The following is a 19114-nucleotide window of genomic DNA, read 5'->3' as shown; positions in this document are numbered from 1 at the left end:
TCATGTCGGAACATGACAACAAACTAACCGTCACACGCCGCGGTATGCTGGGGGCGACCGCCACTGGCGCCGTGCTAGCCGGAACCGGTCTGGGATCAACCCTGATGACCGCAAAACAGGCCAGCGCCGCGGCCAACGCCAATCTCGAACCTGGTGAGTTGGACGAATACTACGGTTTCTGGTCCTCGGGTCAGACCGGTGAGCTGCGCATTCTGGGCTTCCCGTCCATGCGCGAGCTGATGCGGGTGCCGGTGTTCAACCGCTGTTCGGCCACCGGTTGGGGTCAGACCAATGAATCGCTGAAGATCATGACCGATGGCCTGCTGCCGGAAACCAAGGAATTCCTCGCCAAGCGCGGCATGAAAACCTACGATAACGGTGACCTGCACCACCCGCATATGTCGTTCACCGACGGCACATATGATGGCCGTTACCTGTTCATGAACGACAAGGCCAACACCCGCGTCGCCCGCGTACGTTGCGACGTGATGAAATGCGACAAGATCACCGAAATCCCGAACGCCAAGGCGATCCACGGTCTGCGTCCGCAGAAATTCCCGCGCACTGGTTATGTCTTTGCCAATGGCGAAGATGAAACTCCATTGGTCAATGACGGCACTGTGCTGGACGATCCGTCGCAATACGTGAACATCTTCACCGCGCTGGACGGCGACACCATGGAAGTGGCATGGCAGGTGATCGTGTCGGGTAACCTCGACAACACCGACTGCGACTATCAGGGTAAGTACGCCTATTCGACCTCGTACAACTCGGAAATGGGTATGAACCTGGCCGAGATGACCGAGAACGAGATGGACCATGTTGTTGTCTTCAACCTCGCGGAAATCGAAGCGGGTATTGAGGCGGGCGACTATCAGGAACTGAAAGGCGTCAAAGTTCTGGACGGCCGTAAGGGTCAGAACAAGAAATACACCCGTTACATCCCGATCCCGAACTCACCACACGGCATCAACACTGCGCCTGACGGCAAGCATGTCTGCATCAACGGTAAGCTGTCTCCGACCGTATCGATCATGGACGTCACCAAACTGGACGCCCTGTTCGAAAGCGATGCCGATCCGCGGTCGTGCATCGTGGGTGAGCCGCAGCTGGGTCTTGGCCCGCTTCACACTGCTTATGACGGCCAGGGCAACGCGTTCACCACGCTATTCCTGGACAGTCAGATCGTGAAGTGGAACCTCGACAAGGCAATCGAGGCTTACGGCGGCGCCGATGTTGACCCGATCATCTCGAAAGTCGATGTGCATTATCAGCCGGGCCATAACTCGACCACCATGGGTGAAACCAAGGAGGCTGATGGCAAGTGGCTGATTTCGATGAACAAGTTCTCGAAAGACAGGTTCTTGAACACGGGTCCACTTAAGCCTGAGAACGAGCAGCTGATCGATATCTCAACCAACGAGATGAAGGTGGTTCACGACGGGCCGACCTTTGCCGAGCCGCATGACTCGATCATGGTGCGCGCTGACATCGTCAACCCGGTCAACGTCTGGGACCGTAACGACATCACCTGGGAGGACGCCCGCAAACAGGCTGAGGCCGATGGCATCGATCTGGAAGACGGCGCCGAAGAACCAATCCGGGACGGCAACAAGGTGCGGGTCTACATGACTTCGCAGGCCCCGACCTTCAGCCTTGAGAAGTTCACCGTCAAACAGGGTGATGAGGTTACGGTTTACATCACCAACCTGGATGACGTGGACGATGTGACCCACGGCTTCTGCCTGGGCAACTACGGCATCGCGATGGAAGTGGCACCGATGGCGACCGCTTCGGTCACCTTCACCGCCGACCGTCCGGGCGTGCACTGGTTCTATTGCCAGTGGTTCTGCCACGCGCTGCACATGGAAATGCGCGGCCGGATGCTGGTCGAGCCGCAGGGAGCATAACCCATGCGTTGGCCCCTGCTCATACCGCTCCTGCTCGGCTCGCCCCTTTGGGCGGCGGATTGGGATGTGCCCAACCGGGCGGGGGCCATCAATGAAACACTGGCGCAGGCGGCGGATGGAGACACCCTTCGCCTGAGCCCCGGTGTCTACTCTGAGACATTGGTTCTGGACCGGCCCGTCATTATTGACGGGCAGGGGCAGGCCACCATTGACGGACAAGGCGTCGGCAGCGTCATCACCGTGACCGGACCGGGCGTGACCGTACGCGGTCTGACAGTGATTGGTTCGGGCTCGAGCCATGATGGGATCGACAGTGGCATTCAGCTGGTCAAAACGGCCCATGCGCCGGTGATCGAAGGCAATGTGTTGCTGGGCAATCTCTATGGCATCGACATCCACGGCGCCAAGGACAGCGTCGTGCGCGGCAACCGGATCGAAGGGCGTCAGGACAAGCGGATGAATGACCGCGGCAACGGCGTCTATGTCTGGAACGCACCGGGTGCGCGGGTCGAAGGCAATGATATCCGGTACGGGCGCGATGGGATCTTTGTGAACTCGTCCAAGAAGAACACCTTTACTGGAAACCTGTTCCGCGACCTGCGGTTCGCGGTGCACTACATGTATGCCGACGACTCGGTGGTCAGCGATAACGTCTCGATCGGCAATGATCTGGGCTATGCGGTGATGTTCACGACCAATGTCAAAGTCACCGGCAATGTGTCGATTGATGATCGCGAACATGGTGTGATGCTGAACTACGCCAACAAGAGCGTGATTTCCGGGAACGTCGTTAAGGGTGCAAAGGAGAAATGCACCTTCCTGTATAACTCGAACAAGAACGAATTCACCGACAACTGGTTCGAGGGTTGCGGCATCGGCATTCAATTCACTGCTGGGTCAGAACGTAACCGTATCGTCGGCAACGCCTTTGTCGGAAACCGGACTCAGGTGAAATACGTTTCGACCAAGTGGGTCGAGTGGTCTGAAGACGGGCGCGGCAATTACTGGTCCGATTTCGCCGCCTATGATGTGGATGGCAACGGCGTCGCTGATGCCCCTTATCGCCCCAATGACTCGATGGACCATGTGCTGTGGACCCAACCCGCAGCCAAGCTGCTGCTCGGCTCCCCTGCCGTGCAGCTGGTGCGCTGGTCGCAATCAGCCTTCCCGGCACTATTGCCGGGGGGTGTGATGGACAGCAATCCATTGATGCGAGCCCCTGAACCCTCAGCTATGAAAAAGGTGCCTCATGACGGATAAGGCCCTGACGATAAACAACGTCTGTAAGGACCGAGGCAAAACCCGCGTTCTTGACGACATCACCCTGTCTCTTGCCCCTGGTCAGCGCGTGGCGCTACTGGGCCATAACGGCGCTGGCAAATCGACCCTGATCAAATCCATCCTTGGCCTGATCCCGATTGAGGGCGGAGCCATTCGGATCGGAGACGCCACACCCGGCAGCGCGCAGGCGCGGCGGGATACGGCGTACTTGCCCGAGGCGGTGTCCTTCCACCCGGCGCTTACGGGCCGGGAACAGCTGACTCTTTTCGCGCAGCTCTCGGGGTCCAAGGCCGATGTGCCCGGTTTGCTGGATCGCGTCGGCCTCAGCGACGCACTGGACCGACGGATCGGGACCTACTCCAAGGGGATGCGGCAACGTCTGGGATTGGCGCAAGTGCTGCTGGGCCAGCCGAAAGTGGCATTGCTGGACGAGCCGACGAGCGGACTGGACCCGATTTCTCGGCAGGATCTGTACGCCATCATCGACGAACTGGCCGCAAAAGGCACCGCCGTCCTGATCGCATCGCATGCCCTGACTGAGGTCGAGGCCCGCACAGACCGGATCGCAATCATGCGCGGGGGCCGGATGGTGGCCGATGACACATTAAACAACCTTTCGGCGCTGGCGGGTCTGCCAATCCGCCTGAAGGTGCGCGCCAGCTCTAACCCTGACGCCTTGGCCGCCAAACTGGGCGGCAGCCGGATCAACGGCGCGTCCGTTGAGTTGCTCTGCACCGTCGACGACAAGATGGAGGCCCTGCGCCGGATTGCCGGATTGGGCGATGCGGTGGCAGATGTGGAAATGACACCGCCCAAGCTGGAAGATCTCTATCGCTACTATGCACAGGAGAAGAGGCCATGACCCGCTTCCTCGCCATCACCCGCACTGAAATGTTGATCCTGCGCCGCAACCGCTGGCTGTTGATGGCGACACTGATCATGGTGTTATTCGCGCTGGCACTTACCTTTGCAGGCAGTGCACCCACAGGCACGCTTGGCGTAGATATGCTGACTGTCTCGGTTGCCTCGATGACGACGCTGTCGGTCTATCTTGCCCCCCTACTCGCACTGATGATTGCCTTTGACGCCATCGCAGGCGATGTGGACCGGGGCAGCTTATCGCTGCTCTTGTCCTATCCCGCCGGGCGCGGAGAAATCCTGTTGGGAAAATTCACCGCCCATTTGTCGGCGCTTGCCTTTGCGATGACCATCGGTTTTGGCACGGCTGGCGCGGTGGCAGCATGGTTCGGTGGCGCCGGCCCAGAAAGCCTGTTGGCTCTGGTCCGTCTTATCCTCACTTCGATCGTGCTGGGCGCCGTGTTTCTGGCATTGGGATACTTGCTGTCCGCCCTGGCAAAGGGGGCCACGGCGGCGGCAGGTCTGTCGGCCGGGCTCTGGCTGGTTTTTGTCGTCCTCTATGATCTGGGCCTGTTGGGGGCCGTCGTCATGGACAAGGGCGGCACCTTCACTCAATCCGTCTTTCCATGGGTGATGGTGGCCAACCCGGCCGACGCTTTCCGTCTGTGGAATATCGCCGCAACCGAGGGCGTCGCGATGGCATCCGGCATGACCGGCGCAGCGCAGGCTCTGCCCGTCTGGGCCGCCCCGTTGTCTTTGCTGATCTGGCCCCTGCTAGGCCTTGCACTTGCCCGGCTCGCGTTCCGAAGGGTCGAGCCATGAAGCGTCTTTTCCTGATTGCTCTACTCGCCCTGACTGCCTGTAAGGAAGAACAGATTGCCGCGCCTGACCCGGTCGATCTGACGCCAGACGCACTCAGCTTTTTTTGCCAGATGAATATTGCTGAACATGGTGGTCCCAAAGGACAGATTCACCTCGACGGCTATCCCACACCACTGTTTTTTGCGCAGGTTCGCGACATGGTTGCCTATCTCAAAAGCCCCGAACGCGAGGCAGCCATTGTTGCAATCTATGTCAGCGATATGGGAACCGCCCCAAGCTGGCATCAACCAGGTCAATCCAACTGGATCAATGCCGAAGGTGCGACTTTCGTCGTCGGGGCCAATGTCGCCGGCGGCATGGGCGCGCGCGAGGTCGTGCCCTTTGCAGACCCGACCGATGCGGACAGCTTCATCATCCTGTACGGAGGGTCCGCTTTGCCCCTGACTGACATACCCGACGCCGAAGTGCTTGGCCCCGTCGATCTGGACCTGAAACTGGAGACACCAGCATGAGCCGTTTGTCCCGACGTCGTTTTCTGATCATGTCTGCGGCATGCGCCGCGCTACCGGCGGCCGCTTCTGGCGCACCAGTTGCGCATTGGCGTGGCATCGCGCTGGGGGCCAGAGCCAGCCTTGACCTTGTTGGCCTTTCTGAGGCAGAGGCGGCGCCCCTGCTGTCATCAATCGAAGCTGAGCTGAACCGGCTGGAAGATATCTTTAGTCTGTACCGATCGCGATCACAGATTTCAGAGCTGAACCGAAGCGGGTTGCTGCAGCAACCGGCCCCCGAGCTGTTGAATGTACTGAGCCTGTGTTCGACCCTTCACAGTGCATCAGACGGGGCTTTTGACCCCACAATACAACCCGTCTGGAGGGCGATGGCCGCGCGCGCCAGCGCATCTGAATTGACTGCCGCCCAAGAAACTGTCGGCTGGCACCGCGTCCGATATGACGCTGATGCGATCCAGCTGCCGGTGCCCGGTGTCTCAGCCTTGACATTGAACGGTATCGCACAAGGCGCAATCACCGATCGCATTGCGGCGCTGTTACGGTCCTTTGGCTTACGCGATGTTCTGGTTAACATGGGAGAAATCGCGGCAATGGGTCAGCGAGGTGACGGGCAAGACTGGCGGGTCGGCCTTGCGGGTCACAATAATACAGTCCACAAGAAGATCACTTTACGAGAACGCTCAGTAGCCACATCATCGGTTGCAGGCACGCTCTTGCCTGGCGACCACGGCCATATTCTGAACCCATTCGGCCCAAGCCCAAGCAACCACACTGTTTCCATTTCCGCACCCAATGCAGCCTTAGCTGACGGTCTGTCCACAGCTCTTTGCGCCGTCCCAAAGGAATGGACCGGTAGAATTCTGCAGAGTTTTCCATTGGCCAGTTTGGAGTTGAGCGGATAATCCGCAGTCTGTTCCAAGGCAGTCAAATCGGCAAATAGGACCTGTCCGCTGAATCAACTTTACCGGCGGTCACCCTTTCGAGCGCCAGCAGCCTCATACCGAACAGTCATCCGAATTCAGAAGCAACCCCGGTAGTGCCGGCTCTTGCAACACCAACGGTACCGGTTTCGGTGGTATAAGCGGATTTGCCGACAATCCAGGCACCAATGGTCGATCACGAGAGCAAGCTTCGCACCCACCGCGTCCCGCGAGGATTTCGAAGGGCCGGGTCATTGGGTGCTGGAAACGGAACACCCGACCTTCCGATCACGATATTTCTTGGTGGATGTGGCGGGTAAAGCCTTCAAAACGTGTAAGCCATCACAAAAAAACATCATATGAAGATTTGGTGGCGGAGACGAAGGGATTCGAACCCTCGAGACCCTTCCGGGCCTACTCCCTTAGCAGGGGAGCGCCTTCGACCACTCGGCCACGTCTCCGCTGGCCGGTGTATTCGATAAGCGCCAAGAAATACAAGGGACCTCGTGAAAAAATCTTCAAAAAGTCAAATCCATGATGTCTATGGCTTTCGGGCTTGATCAAAGGCAGCCGCGAAACGTCACCCGCAATGCGTGTCTGCCGGGCCTTCCATAAGGCGATCAGACCCAAGAGACATCGGCTGGGAAAGCGAGCGACGGCCCAACAAAACACTGATTTGAAAAGGGCCCTGTCCGAGACACCGGCAATGTACAAACAGAGAGTTTCCGAAGCTCTGGGTCAGCCCAATTAGGTGGGAATTTTCTCCAGCTTCATAGAAAACTTGCCAAACACATAGGCATTAAGGCATATTTGCTTAGATTTTTTACAAATAATACAAAGAAATAAATTCCACGAGGCACAGACCGGGCAGCGGGCGCATTGCGCTCTGGAATAACCTTGGGGAAGGGATAATTAGTTTGGTCTGGTTAAGAGTGTTGTGTGTTTCCTGTTGTGTTTTGATACTGCCGTCGCAGATCCTGGCCAACATTGGTACTGTCGTAAGCGTCAAACAAGGCGCAGAAATTACCCGAGCCGGGAATTCCCGGCCACTGCTTGAAGGCATGGAAGTTGCCTCGGGTGATTCCATATCCACAGACAGCAGAGGGGTAGTTCAGCTGATCTTTGTTGACGAAACGAAGATCGCGATAGGGCCTAATGCAAAGATGGCGCTGGATGTGACCATGTTGCGAAACAAGAAGAAGGCCAAGAATTTTGCCGTTCAGGCCTTGGGTGGAAGCTTTCGTTTCATCTCGGGCAACAGCAGAAAACGTGCCTATTCCATCCAGACCCCCACAGCGACAATGGCTGTGCGTGGGACCATATTCGACATGTGGGTTGTGCCTGGCACCCAAAGCTCGATGCTGGTGCTGGAAGGCACCGTGCAGATGTGCGGCCTGAAAGGCGGCTGCAGATCAACTGGACGTCAATGCAGCCTGTTTGCCACCAGTCAAAAAGGCAAGGTGGGCCGCCCGGCCGATCAGGCACAGTACGACGAAGCAGTGAAAAATGGATTTCCGTTCATTCAGTCTCAGGAACGGCTTCTGAGTCCGCTGCGCGTGAATATCGAAGGCTGCGCCGGAGAATCTGCACCAGTGCAGCCCATCGAAAAATCCGACGCTCCCGAGCCCCGCCCAGCGCCCCCGCAGCGGCAAGCGGTGAAGGCTTCGGTAGCATCTGCACCCGTCGAGGCGCCCAGTATAGAAGGCGGTGCAGCGCCGGATACGAAATCGAATAGACCTGTTAACTGAGCATCGGCTGATATGGGTAATCGGTAATGTCGGGCAGTGAAAGCGACCACTGTCTTCGGAGGCAACCGTGACGGTTAAGTCGAAAGAACGGAGCACTCGCCGCAGGGGTTTTCGCCTTGTGGGTTTGTGCCTGATCCTGTTTGGATGCTTTGTCAGGGTCATAGATCCGTTTCCCGTGCGCATGACTCGGCTGATATATTTCGACATCCTTCAGCGCATGGCCCCACGCGATTACACCCCCGACCTGCCAATCCGTGTTGTCGACATAGACGAACAGTCACTAGCCAACTGGGGGCAATGGCCGTGGCCGCGCAATCTTATGGCTCAGATGGTTGAAAACCTCGGCCAAAATGGAGCTGCGGTCATCGCTTTTGACATGCTGTTTGTCGAACCCGACCGCTATTCGCCTGCTCGATTATTGGAAGACCCTGCGTTGGCCGAGGTGCTCTCGGTCGATGAAGACGCCCAAAACCTGGACAACGATGTTTTTTTCGGAGCCGAAATCGCCAAATGGCCGGTTGTTCTGGGTGTAGCGGCCCGTGTGGCCGATGATGGTCAGCCCGTCATATCCAAGGCGGGGATCATCGAGATCGGTGAGTCTCCGACCTCAGGGCTCGTCCAGGTTCCGCATTGGACTCCTCCTGCTCCGCCACTTTATTCAGATGCAACAGGCATTGGGGGCGTGAATGTCTCACCACTTGGTGGGACCGGTGTGGTCCGCCGGGTCCCGGTACTTTGGGGGGGGCCGGATGGCGCCCTGCCAAGCCTGGGAATTGAGGCCCTTAGGGTGGCCTTGGGGGAAACAGTCCTTTTCGCCGAGGGCGCGTCCGATGAATCCGGTGTCATGCTGGCGCTTGAACTGGGCGATTTTCGATTGCCAACAACTCAGAACGGCGAAGTCTGGATCCGGTACAGGCGAGACCGGCCTGAACTGTATGTTTCTGCCAATGACGTTATGACGAATCCGGATGATCCTGCGCTGCGGTCCCGGATCGAAAACCAGATTATTCTTGTTGGCACCTCTGCGGCGGGTCTGTTTGATATGCACCAGACCTCGCTCGGAGAATCCGTGCCCGGCGTCTCGATCCACGCGCAGTTACTTGAACAAGTCCTAACGGGCGAAATGCTCAGCCGATCCGATGTGACCGCTGCGCTTGAGTTGGTCTCATTCGTCTTACTGGGGTTAGTGGTCGTCGCCGTCATGTCCAGCTTTGGTGCGGTCGCATCCTTCATTGCGGGTGGCGTATCTGCAGCCGTTGTTGTGCTGATCAGCTGGATGGCCTTTCAAAATCAACTCGTATTATTTGACGCAACCTTCCCACTTGCTGGTGGGATGGCGAATTTCGGGCTGTTGGCCGGATATCTATTCATTTCGACCGAGCGAGAGAAAAGAGCGATCCGAAAGATTTTTTCTCACTATGTCGCTCCTGAAATTTTGGATGAAATGGAAGGCTCGGACCATCAGTTGGTCCTTGGTGGAGAAACACAAGAGATCACCGTCATGTTCGCCGACATCCGTGGATTTACCCCGTTATCCGAGTCGGTTTCGGCCACGGAGCTCGTCGCCATTCTGAATGAGCTGTTTTCACAGGTCGGAGATCAGATTTTGCACGAGCGAGGCACAATCGACAAATTCATCGGCGACGCAGTCATGGCGTTCTGGAACGCTCCGCTTCCGGTCGAAAATCATCCCTGTCGCGCTGCACGGGCAGCCTTGATGATGCGCGGTGCATTGGCACAGTTCAATAGGTCCGAAATCATGCGCGAACGGCCACCCATTGCGCTGGCCACTGGCTGCGCGACAGGACAGGCCTGTGTGGGCAATATCGGGTCGCGGCGGCGTTTCAATTATACTGTGATCGGAGATGTGGTGAACGTCGCCGCCAGGATCGAACAAAGCTGCCGACATGTCGACTATGACATCTTGGTTTCGAATTCAGTTTACATTCTAGGCAAACAAGAGTTGGCGATGTTGGAAGCTGGGTTTGTGGACCTGAAAGGAAAAAAGAACCTGGAGCCCGTTTACATATTGATTGGCGATCAGGACATGCTCGACAGCGAGGCATTCCAGAACTTACGCGATGCGCATGCTCAACTTTTGTCGGCCATACGTGCGCGCGAACCGCTGGAGCGCACCGATGAGCTGCGCCAAAACTGCATCGACATTGCCAAAGAAATCGAACCCGGTCTTCTAACCTTTTATCGCGCGCTGTCTGGGCGCACTGCGGATTTTCTGTCCGATGTCCAATCAAACAAGCTGTTGTTCAGTCATCACGCCCGTGAAGGACAAAATCTGGCCTAGCGGACCCAGAGCCATTGCAACTTTCAAGCGAGCATGTGAACCCCATAGAACCGCCCAGAAGCAGGCACGGAAGTTGGGGAACCATATTGCTAAAGCCAAATCATCCATCCTGAACTTGGCTCCTTACTTCTGGCCTGAAGAAACTGGATCAGCACCTTACTGCACCGAGCTGACCATGTTGGGTGCTCATCGTGAAACAGACGCCATTATGGCCTATGTTCCGACTATTCTGACCTTGTTTGGCGCCCGAACGCTTACCGAAGCAATCAAAAATGGCACGTCGCCGAAAACGCGTTTTTCGCCCCCAAACACAGACCAGCCTGCGGTCTCCTGGGCATTTGCGGGGTCGGGCTTCTAAGCAACCTGTCCCGCGAGAAAGGGCTGTACGATTTTCTTGAAACAGCCGGATCTCTGCACTCTCTCGGGGTTGAAGTCGAAATGATCCTGGCCGGACCGGCCCACTGGAGCAAGACCTGACCTCGATCAAAGCCGCCGTCGCCAAAGACGAGATCAGATGGGACGGCCCGCTATATGGCGAAAAAAAGCAGCAATTATATGATGAGATTGACGTGTTTCTGTTTCCAACTCGATATAGTTTCGAAGCTCAACCAACTGTAATCTACGATGCCTTCGCGTCGGACACAGCCGTGACCTCTTTCGCGCGCAGAGCTATCGAAGAACAGGTTCAGGTTTGCATTGCGACCGTCGCCGTCGATCAGAGCTTTCACGAAACCGCCACCCAATTCCCCACGGGTTCCTAAGAAAGGCCGATCACGCGACCAACAGAATGACCACACCATTGGAGCATTTGGGCAAATCTATCTAATGTGAGGCCGCATTAGACGAATAGTAATACGCGATGGCCTGCGTCCTATTCTTAACCGATAGTTTTTCGTAAATGTTTGACAGGTGAAATTTCACGGTATTGGTCGATATCTGAAGCTCTTTGGACAACTCGCGGTTGGACATGCCCTTGGCTAGAGCTTCCAGAATCGCGCGCTCTTTCCGCGACAGGCTGTGGATCGGATTCTGTTGCATCTGGCGGACATCGATGAACGGAAACACCATCTTGCCAGCAGCCACGTCCGCGCAGGTTTCCAGCAACGCTTCAACTTCACCAGACCGGGATGAGAACCCCGCAGCTCCTGCCTGCATTGCAAGGCGCGGAACATCTCCGACATCATCGCCGTAAATGACAAAACGGGGCGCGCCTTCCTGTTCTCGCAAAACCTCGATCAATTTGGCCGCGCCAAGAACAGGCAAGCTCCAGGAAATCACACACACCTGGACCGGAACTCTCATGACCGCGCCCAGGAACCCTTCAGCTGTCGCCGATGTGGCAACCAAAGAGAATCGCGGATCACGTTCAAAAATCTCCGACATGGCCGATAAGACCAGCGGATTGTTGTCGGCAAGCATGACGTCAATCGGTTGTTGTGAAGGCTCTGTCATTGATTTTACATCCAAATCCTCAAGAAACTACCCATTCGTATAGGGCAAAACTTGGTATACTTCGGTATTCTTGCCAATACGGGTAGGTTTTTCCCCATCCCATTAGAAGTCCTAAAGCAGTAGTAAGTTACGTTGCGCGATGACGCAAGCAAGGCTTTCCTGATCCACAACGAGATGTCTGGGCGTGGTTGACCACCCCAACGATCAAGGAGGATCGCAATGACTTTCCAGATTTATCCAACGCTCGAAATCCCCGAGACGCTGGCCGCAGGCCCCGGGCCGGGCAATACAGACGCGCGCGTTCTACAAGCCTTTTCCAGCGCCGGAGTTGCGGATCACATGCAGGGCGACGTTTTGCGCGGCATGATCGAATGCAAGCACATGCTGCGCGAAATCTGGGGCACCACGAACATATACACCTTTGCGGTCGCAGGCACTGGTTGGAGCGCTTTGGACACCATGTTCTCGGCTGTCATGCCCGGTGACAAGGTTGTTGCGTTCAACAACGGGACCTTTTCGGGCATCGATACACTGACCCTTCGGATCAAGGCAGCGACACCGGACGAACATGCTGCCAACCCCTTGGATCCGCAGGCCGCCAGTGTCACGATCATCGACGTGCCGCATGGTCAGTCGGTGACCGGTGACATGGTCGAAGCCGCACTGGCTGAACACAAGCCCAAATGGGCGTTTATGGCACATTGGGAAACGGGATCAGGACGCATCAATGATTTGCGCGGTTTCTCGGATGCCTGCGAGCACCATGGTGCAATGGGTCTGATCGACGCCGTTTCGTCTTTGGGTGTCGAAGATTTCCGGGTTGATGATTATCCGGGCATCGCGGGCTGGGCCTCTTGTCCGCAAAAGGGCCTGTGCTGCTTGCCGCTTACCTATGCTCCCGTCAGTTTTACCGACGCATATATCGACAGCCTGAAAGCAACGGGTGCCTACAGCTATGTTCACAATCCCATTTTCGAGGCCCGCCACTGGGGCATCGTCGATGGCCAGGATGTTGAAAAAGGCACATATCACCGAACACATTCGGGCTATGCCGTCGCGGCCTTTCATGAATCGTTACGCCTGACCCTGCAGGAGGGGCTAGCGAAGCGCGCGCATGCCTACAAAACGCACGAGGCCGTGCTGCGCGATGCCGTCATTGCGATGGGCTGCGAGGTCACCTCGGACATGTCCAGCCTTGTGGTGCTGAACCTGCCCGCTGAACTTGCAGGCCGCGAAATGGAGCTGGTGCAGAATTGCCGGGCCCGGGGCTTTGGCATCTGGCCAACCCTCAGCGCACCTGTTCAGGTCCGCATCGGCATCCTGAACCAACTGAATCATCAGTCGATCGGCCGCATCGTGCATTTGTTTGCCGAAGCAATCCGCGAGATGGGTGGTTCGGTGAATCTCGAAGCGATCGAAGCGCTTCTGGAAAGCCGCTACGGCACATCTATCGCTGCATAAACGGGAGGAAATGCAGATGGATATCCACGAATATCAGGCGAAAGAACTTCTTTCGAATTTCGGCGTCGAAGTCCCTTCGGGGGCCTTGGCCTACAGCCCCGAGCAAGCTGCCTATCGTGCACGTGAGCTGGGCGGCGACAAGTGGATTGTAAAGGCTCAGGTTCACGCAGGTGGCCGCGGCAAAGCTGGGGGCGTAAAGCTGTGCAATTCGGAAAGCGAAATATACGCAGCCTGTGAGGAGATGTTTGGCCGCAAGCTGGTGACGCATCAGACCGGACCCGATGGCAAAGGCATCTATCGCGTCTACGTCGAATCTGCCGTTCCGATCGATCGGGAAATCTATCTGGGTTTTGTGCTCGACCGCTCAAGCCAACGCGTGATGATCGTCGCCTCGTCCGAGGGCGGAATGGAGATCGAGGATATTTCCGCAGAACGCCCTGAAAGCATTGTCCGCTCCATCGTCGAACCTGCGGTAGGTCTGCAGGAGTTTCAGGCGCGCGAGATTGCCTTCAATCTGGGACTGGAGCCCCGTCTGATCCAAAACATGGTCCGCACCCTCCAAGGGTGTTACGCCGCTTTCAACAAGCTGGACGCGACCATGGTTGAAATCAATCCGCTCGTCATCACCGGTGACGATCGCGTGTTGGCGCTGGACGCCAAGATGAGCTTTGATGACAACGCCTTGTTCCGCCACCCGCAGGTCGCGGAGCTTCGCGACAAAAGCCAGGAAGACCCCCGTGAAAGCCGCGCGGCGGATCGTGGCCTGTCTTATGTCGGGCTGGACGGCAATATCGGCTGCATCGTGAATGGTGCCGGTCTGGCCATGGCGACGATGGACACGATCAAGCTGGCCGGGGGAGAGCCTGCAAACTTCCTCGATATCGGAGGCGGCGCGTCACCAGAACGTGTTGCCAAAGCTTTCCGATTGGTACTGTCCGACAAGAACGTCCAAGCGGTTCTGGTCAACATATTCGCCGGCATCAACCGCTGCGACTGGGTAGCCGAAGGCGTCGTGCAGGCTCTGAAGGAACTGGATATCGACATCCCAGTCATCGTGCGCCTTGCCGGGACGAATGTTGAAGAAGGTCAGAAAATACTCGCCAAGTCCGGCCTGCCGATTATTCGTGCAACAACATTGATGGAAGCTGCCGAACGCGCCGTTGGTGCATGGCAAAACGATTTGACCCAAAACACCAAGATGAGGGCTGTGTAATGAGCATTCTTCTGGACCGCGACACCCGCGTTATTGTTCAGGGCATCACTGGACGTATGGCGCGCTTTCACACCAAGGATATGTTGGAATACGGCACCAATGTTGTTGGCGGTGTCGTCCCTGGCAAGGGCGGCGAAATCGTAGAAGGCGTGCCTGTCTTCGACACTGTCAAACAAGCGGTCACGGCCACCGGCGCAGAGGCCAGCCTTGTCTTCGTGCCGCCCCCGTTTGCGGCGGATTCGATCATGGAGGCCGCAGATGCCGGTATCCGTTATTGCGTTTGCATAACCGACGGCATCCCGGCGCAGGACATGATCCGCGTCAAACGCTATATGTATCGCTATCCCAAGGACAATCGCATGGTGCTGACCGGCCCGAACTGTGCTGGAACTATCAGCCCTGGCAAGGCGCTGCTGGGGATTATGCCGGGCCATATCTACCTGCCGGGCAATGTCGGCATCATCGGTCGTTCGGGCACGCTGGGCTATGAAGCCGCAGCGCAGCTGAAGGAGCGTGGTATTGGCGTCTCAACCAGCGTCGGTATCGGTGGCGACCCGATCAACGGCTCGTCATTCCGCGATATCCTTGAGCGGTTCGAACAGGATGAGGACACCGAGGTCATCGCCATGATCGGCGAAATCGGCGGCCCTCAGGAAGCCGAGGCGGCCGAGTATATCCGAGACCACGTCACCAAACCCGTCGTGGCCTATGTCGCCGGTCTGACCGCACCCAAAGGCAGGACCATGGGTCATGCCGGGGCGATCATCTCGGCATTTGGCGAAAGCGCCTCGGAAAAGGTCGAAATCCTATCGGCGGCGGGTGTGACTGTTGCTGAAAACCCTGCGGTAATTGGCGAGACCATCGCCCGCGTCATGGGAGAGGCTGCGTGATGGTCAAACCTTCGGTCCTTGTCACCCGTCGCTGGCCCGCCGCCGTCGAGGCGCAACTGGCCGAAAACTACAACACCGTACTCAACATCGGGGACAAACCATTGTCCCCGGCCGAGATCCGCGACGCGTTGAAACGTTATGACGCGGTTCTGCCTACGGTCACCGACACGCTCAGCGCCGAGGCGCTGGACGTATCTGCGGCGCAAACCAAAATCCTCGCCAATTATGGAGTTGGTTACAGCCATATCTGTGAACCCGCTGCGCGCAGCCTTGGTATGACCGTAACCAATACGCCGGATGTCCTGTCCGAATGCACGGCTGATCTGGCCATGACATTGCTGCTGATGGTAGCCCGCCGCGCCGGCCAAGGCGAACGTGAGCTGCGCGCGGGCGGCTGGACCGGCTGGCGCCCGACCCATCTGGTCGGCACCAAGGTCAGCGGCAAGACTCTGGGCATCATCGGTTTTGGCCGCATCGGTCAGGAAATGGCCCGTCGCGCGCACCATGGGTTCGGCATGAATATTCTTGTCCAGAACCGGAGCACTGTCTCGTCCGAGGTATTGAAACAGTTCAACGCAACTCAGGTCGATACCGTGGACGATCTGCTGCCGCACTGCGACTTCGTCTCACTGCACTGCCCGGGTGGGGCCGCAAACCGGCACCTGATCAACGGGCGCAGAATGGATCTGATGAAGCCCAACGCCTTCCTCATCAACACTGCGCGCGGTGAGGTCGTGGATGAGCACGCGCTTGTGCAGTCGCTGATGTTCGACACGATCGGTGGGGCTGCTTTGGACGTGTTCGATGGCGAACCTCGCATTAGCCCGGATCTGTTGCAATGCGACAACCTGGTGATGCTACCCCATCTGGGTAGCGCCACAAAAGAATCGCGCGAGGCCATGGGCTTTCGCGTACTCGACAATCTGGCCGACTTTTTCGCAGGTCGCACCCCGCGGGACCAGGTGATCTGATGCAAGCGCTGGCCCGCAATATTCCGTCCACCCCGGACCCTTCGGGCTATGCCGAGGAATTGCGCTCGGAACTGCGGGCGTTGTGGCGGAATATTCTGTCGAAGCGGGCGCCGCATGTGGCGACATGGGCCGAGGCCATGCCGTTGCAACCCATCCCTACAGGGCTCGAGGCAACGCCGTATCTGCAAGCCCTATCGATCTGGTTCCAACTGTTACGCATCATTGATGAAAACGCCCATGTTCGGGACCGGCGCCTGACCGAGACCCTAAGCGGCGCGGAAGCGGTCGAAGGCGGGTTTGCCGAGGTGTTGTCTGAACTGCAATTAACGGACAGCCAGACAAAAAAACTGACGGCTGACCTATGCGCCGGTCCCACCCTAACCGCGCACCCGACCGAGGCCAAACGGGTCACCGTTTTGGAAATTCACCGGCGGATCTACCGCAATCTTGTCAGTCTTGAAGTGCAACGATGGACCCCGACCGAACGCACCGAATTGCTGAATGGCCTGGAAGGCGAGATTGATCTTTTGTGGCTGACAGGCGAACTTCGCCTGTCGCGCCCAAGTCTGCGCGATGAGATCGAGTGGGGGTTGCAATTCTTCCGGGATGCAATCTTTGACGCCGTCCCGCAGGTCATGGATCGGTTCGATCAGGCCTGCCTGCATGTGTTGGGTCAGACTCTAGCCAAAACACCCAACATTCGCTTTCACAGCTGGATTGGCGGCGACCGGGATGGCAATCCGAATGTCACAACCGAGATGACCGCACTGGCCCTGCAACGCGGCCGTGAAACGGTTCAGGATCTTTATCGTCAGGCCATCGATCAAGCTGCAAGCCGGTTGAGCATCAGCGCGCTCATATTGCCGCTTCCTGAGTCAAACCGTGCACGTGTACAAGAAATTATCGACCGGACTCCGGACGACGATCGCAATCGAAACGAACCGTTCCGGCAAGCTCTCAATGCCATTCGCTATCGGCTGACCGAAGGCGGCTATGATCACATCTCACAATTCGTAAGCGATCTTGGGGCACTTGATGCGGCTTTGTGCGCGGTCAACGCCGACGTCCTGGCACAGAGGCATATCCGTCCGCTGTGCCGCGCCGCTGCGGTTTTCGGGTTCCGAACCACAACCCTGGATATTCGTCAGAATTCAACCGTCACGAATGACGTTCTGACGGAAATTTGGTCGCAATCCGGACATGCACCGGAATATGGCACGCCCGACTGGTCTACCCGTCTGCGATCAGAGCTGGCAGATCAAAACCTGCCCTATCAAAACCGCGAGGCGCTGAGCGATCAGGCGCAGGAAATGCTGGCGCTCTTAGCGCTTGTTCATAGTGTTCGCTCGGGGCCGGACCCCAAGGCAATTGGGCCATTTATCCTGTCCATGACCCGGTCTGCCGATGATATTCTCGGTGTGTACCTGCTGGCCCGCTATTCCGGTTTCGGGTCCGAGACACTGGATATCTCGGTGGTGCCATTATTCGAAACGATTGCAGATCTTCGCAATGCCCCTGCGATCCTGCTGGACGTTTTGGCAGTACCGCTTGCCCGCCGCAGCCTCAAAACCGATGGAAATGAAATCGAAGTGATGCTGGGGTATTCGGACAGCGGCAAGGATGGCGGGTATTTCTGCTCAACATGGGAGCTGGAGCGCGCCCAACGTCGCATCGTGACGGCACTGGCTTCGCAAGGTTTCAAGGTCACTTTTTTCCATGGACGCGGGGGCTCAGTCAGTCGGGGCGGCGCTCCCACTGGGCGGGCGATTGCTGCGCAGCCCAGCGGAACAATTTCCGGGCACTTGCGCGTAACTGAACAGGGCGAAGTTGTTTCGACCAGATACGCCAACCGCGGAACAGCCGCGGCCCATCTGGAACTGCTCCTCTCAAGCACGTTGCGTCATACCGCCAATCCCGGCGAAACCCTGGCACGGCCCGAGTTCGACGACGCGCTGGATGCTCTGTCGGAACTGTCACAGACAACCTATGTCTCGCTTTTGAAGATGCCAGGCTTTCTGGACTATTTCCAGCAGGCCAGCCCGGTCGAGGAATTAGCCCGCCTGAAAATAGGATCTCGTCCGGCACGTCGCTTTGGCGCGGCCAGTCTGGATGATCTGCGCGCCATTCCATGGGTTTTTGCCTGGTCGCAGAACCGCCACCTGATCACGGGCTGGTATGGTTTCGGGGCCGCAATGGCCAGCTTCCGCAAATTTCGTGGCGCGCGCGGTGATGAAGTGCTGCAGGATATGTTTCAGCACTCCCGGCTGTTCCGCCTTGCCGTCGATGAGATGGAGAAATCGCTCTATCAAGCGGATATGGGCATCGCCGCACAATACGGCGAACTAGTGCACGATGAGAACACCCGACAAATCGTCTTTCAGTCAATCAAAGCGGAATACGATAGCGCCTGCAGTGCAGTGCAATTTCTGACGGGAGGACAAACTATCGGACACCGTTTCCCTCGCCTGTGCGAGCGGTTTGATCGCAAACGGGCTGAACTGGCCCGCATTCACGCGCTGCAGGTCGAATTGCTGCGACAAGCTCGAACCGAGCCTCAGGCAGGATCGGTTCCTGTTCCCCTGCTGCAATCGATGAACGCTATTTCCGCTGGCCTTGGCTGGACCGGCTAACCCTTTTAGGAGGTTTCAAAGTGAACGCCCCGCAACGCACTCAAGGTTTTTTCACCCAGTCTCTCTCAGAGCGCGACCCAGAGCTGTTCGGCTCGATCACGTCCGAGCTGGGCCGTCAGCGCGACGAGATCGAATTGATCGCGTCCG

General features: G+C 57.4%; 15 protein-coding genes and 1 tRNA gene. 14 read left to right on the top strand and 2 right to left on the bottom strand.

What is annotated here, in order from left to right; all coding sequences use genetic code 11:
- Nucleotides 1-2: 2 nt before the first annotated feature.
- Genes nosZ through AC2FIZ_RS07680 form a run of 6 tightly spaced genes read left to right on the top strand, consistent with a single transcriptional unit; the run spans nucleotide 3 to nucleotide 6282 of the window.
- Nucleotides 3-1910 carry a TAT-dependent nitrous-oxide reductase gene (nosZ, locus tag AC2FIZ_RS07705; RefSeq protein ID WP_281972625.1) on the top strand — a complete coding sequence of 636 codons (1908 nt, stop codon included), beginning with the start codon at nucleotides 3-5 and terminating at the stop codon, nucleotides 1908-1910.
- 3 nt (nucleotides 1911-1913) lie between these two features.
- Nucleotides 1914-3170, top strand: coding sequence for a nitrous oxide reductase family maturation protein NosD (locus AC2FIZ_RS07700; RefSeq protein ID WP_496790849.1), 1257 nt, complete (start codon nucleotides 1914-1916; stop codon nucleotides 3168-3170).
- Nucleotides 3160-4053, top strand: a complete 894-nt coding sequence (locus tag AC2FIZ_RS07695; protein WP_281972627.1) for an ABC transporter ATP-binding protein — start codon at nucleotides 3160-3162, stop codon at nucleotides 4051-4053. The genes AC2FIZ_RS07700 and AC2FIZ_RS07695 overlap by 11 nt, the downstream gene beginning before the upstream one ends.
- The gene (locus AC2FIZ_RS07690; protein ID WP_271948643.1) at nucleotides 4050-4871 is read left to right on the top strand and encodes an ABC transporter permease; all 822 of its coding nucleotides are present in this window, start codon (nucleotides 4050-4052) and stop codon (nucleotides 4869-4871) included. Before AC2FIZ_RS07695 ends, AC2FIZ_RS07690 begins: the two co-directional genes overlap by 4 nt.
- A complete protein-coding gene (locus AC2FIZ_RS07685; protein WP_142635212.1) occupies nucleotides 4868-5383 on the top strand; it encodes a nitrous oxide reductase accessory protein NosL in 516 nt (171 codons plus the stop codon). The genes AC2FIZ_RS07690 and AC2FIZ_RS07685 overlap by 4 nt, the downstream gene beginning before the upstream one ends.
- The gene (locus tag AC2FIZ_RS07680) at nucleotides 5380-6282 is read left to right on the top strand and encodes an FAD:protein FMN transferase (protein WP_281972629.1); all 903 of its coding nucleotides are present in this window, start codon (nucleotides 5380-5382) and stop codon (nucleotides 6280-6282) included. The genes AC2FIZ_RS07685 and AC2FIZ_RS07680 overlap by 4 nt, the downstream gene beginning before the upstream one ends.
- A 389-nt stretch (nucleotides 6283-6671) precedes the next feature.
- Here the strand turns inward: AC2FIZ_RS07680 and AC2FIZ_RS07675 are convergent.
- Nucleotides 6672-6761, bottom strand: a tRNA-Ser gene (locus AC2FIZ_RS07675).
- Nucleotides 6762-7256: 495 nt separating this feature from the next.
- On the opposite strand from AC2FIZ_RS07675, the gene AC2FIZ_RS07670 reads away from it, so the two are divergent.
- The 3 genes from AC2FIZ_RS07670 to AC2FIZ_RS07660 all read left to right on the top strand — a co-directional run bounded on the left by AC2FIZ_RS07670 (nucleotide 7257) and on the right by AC2FIZ_RS07660 (nucleotide 11111).
- Entirely contained in the window at nucleotides 7257-8048 is a 792-nt protein-coding gene (locus AC2FIZ_RS07670) for a FecR family protein (protein WP_282027220.1), read from the top strand.
- 181 nt (nucleotides 8049-8229) lie between these two features.
- Entirely contained in the window at nucleotides 8230-10350 is a 2121-nt protein-coding gene (locus tag AC2FIZ_RS07665) for a CHASE2 domain-containing protein (protein WP_142635208.1), read from the top strand.
- Between the two features lie 461 nt (nucleotides 10351-10811).
- On the top strand, nucleotides 10812-11111 hold the full coding sequence (locus tag AC2FIZ_RS07660; RefSeq protein WP_425595902.1) for a glycosyltransferase: 300 nt from the start codon (nucleotides 10812-10814) through the stop codon (nucleotides 11109-11111).
- 61 nt (nucleotides 11112-11172) lie between these two features.
- On the opposite strand, the gene AC2FIZ_RS07655 is transcribed toward AC2FIZ_RS07660, so the two are convergent.
- On the bottom strand, nucleotides 11173-11802 hold the full coding sequence (locus AC2FIZ_RS07655) for a response regulator transcription factor (RefSeq protein ID WP_246097171.1): 630 nt from the start codon (nucleotides 11800-11802) through the stop codon (nucleotides 11173-11175).
- Nucleotides 11803-12021: 219 nt separating this feature from the next.
- Between AC2FIZ_RS07655 and AC2FIZ_RS07650 the strand changes: the two genes are divergently transcribed.
- The 5 genes from AC2FIZ_RS07650 to AC2FIZ_RS07630 are packed head-to-tail and all read left to right on the top strand — an operon-like array spanning nucleotide 12022 to nucleotide 18967.
- Complete coding sequence (locus tag AC2FIZ_RS07650; RefSeq protein WP_281972632.1) at nucleotides 12022-13263, top strand: pyridoxal-phosphate-dependent aminotransferase family protein; 1242 nt, start codon at nucleotides 12022-12024, stop codon at nucleotides 13261-13263.
- Between the two features lie 16 nt (nucleotides 13264-13279).
- Nucleotides 13280-14476 carry a malate--CoA ligase subunit beta gene (locus AC2FIZ_RS07645; RefSeq protein ID WP_281972633.1) on the top strand — a complete coding sequence of 399 codons (1197 nt, stop codon included), beginning with the start codon at nucleotides 13280-13282 and terminating at the stop codon, nucleotides 14474-14476.
- Nucleotides 14476-15366: a succinate--CoA ligase subunit alpha gene (sucD, locus tag AC2FIZ_RS07640; protein ID WP_281972634.1), complete on the top strand. Its 891-nt coding sequence runs from the start codon at nucleotides 14476-14478 to the stop codon at nucleotides 15364-15366. The genes AC2FIZ_RS07645 and sucD overlap by 1 nt, the downstream gene beginning before the upstream one ends.
- Nucleotides 15366-16337: a 2-hydroxyacid dehydrogenase gene (locus AC2FIZ_RS07635; protein ID WP_281972635.1), complete on the top strand. Its 972-nt coding sequence runs from the start codon at nucleotides 15366-15368 to the stop codon at nucleotides 16335-16337. Before sucD ends, AC2FIZ_RS07635 begins: the two co-directional genes overlap by 1 nt.
- Nucleotides 16337-18967 (top strand): phosphoenolpyruvate carboxylase, encoded by a 2631-nt coding sequence (locus AC2FIZ_RS07630; RefSeq protein ID WP_496790847.1) that lies wholly within the window; start codon nucleotides 16337-16339, stop codon nucleotides 18965-18967. Before AC2FIZ_RS07635 ends, AC2FIZ_RS07630 begins: the two co-directional genes overlap by 1 nt.
- The last annotated feature ends 147 nt before the right edge of the window (nucleotides 18968-19114 follow it).

Source organism: Ruegeria sp. CDSB022, assembly GCF_059611145.1.
The sequence above is the reverse complement of the archived record's forward strand: the minus strand, read 5'-3'. Positions and strand labels throughout refer to the sequence as shown.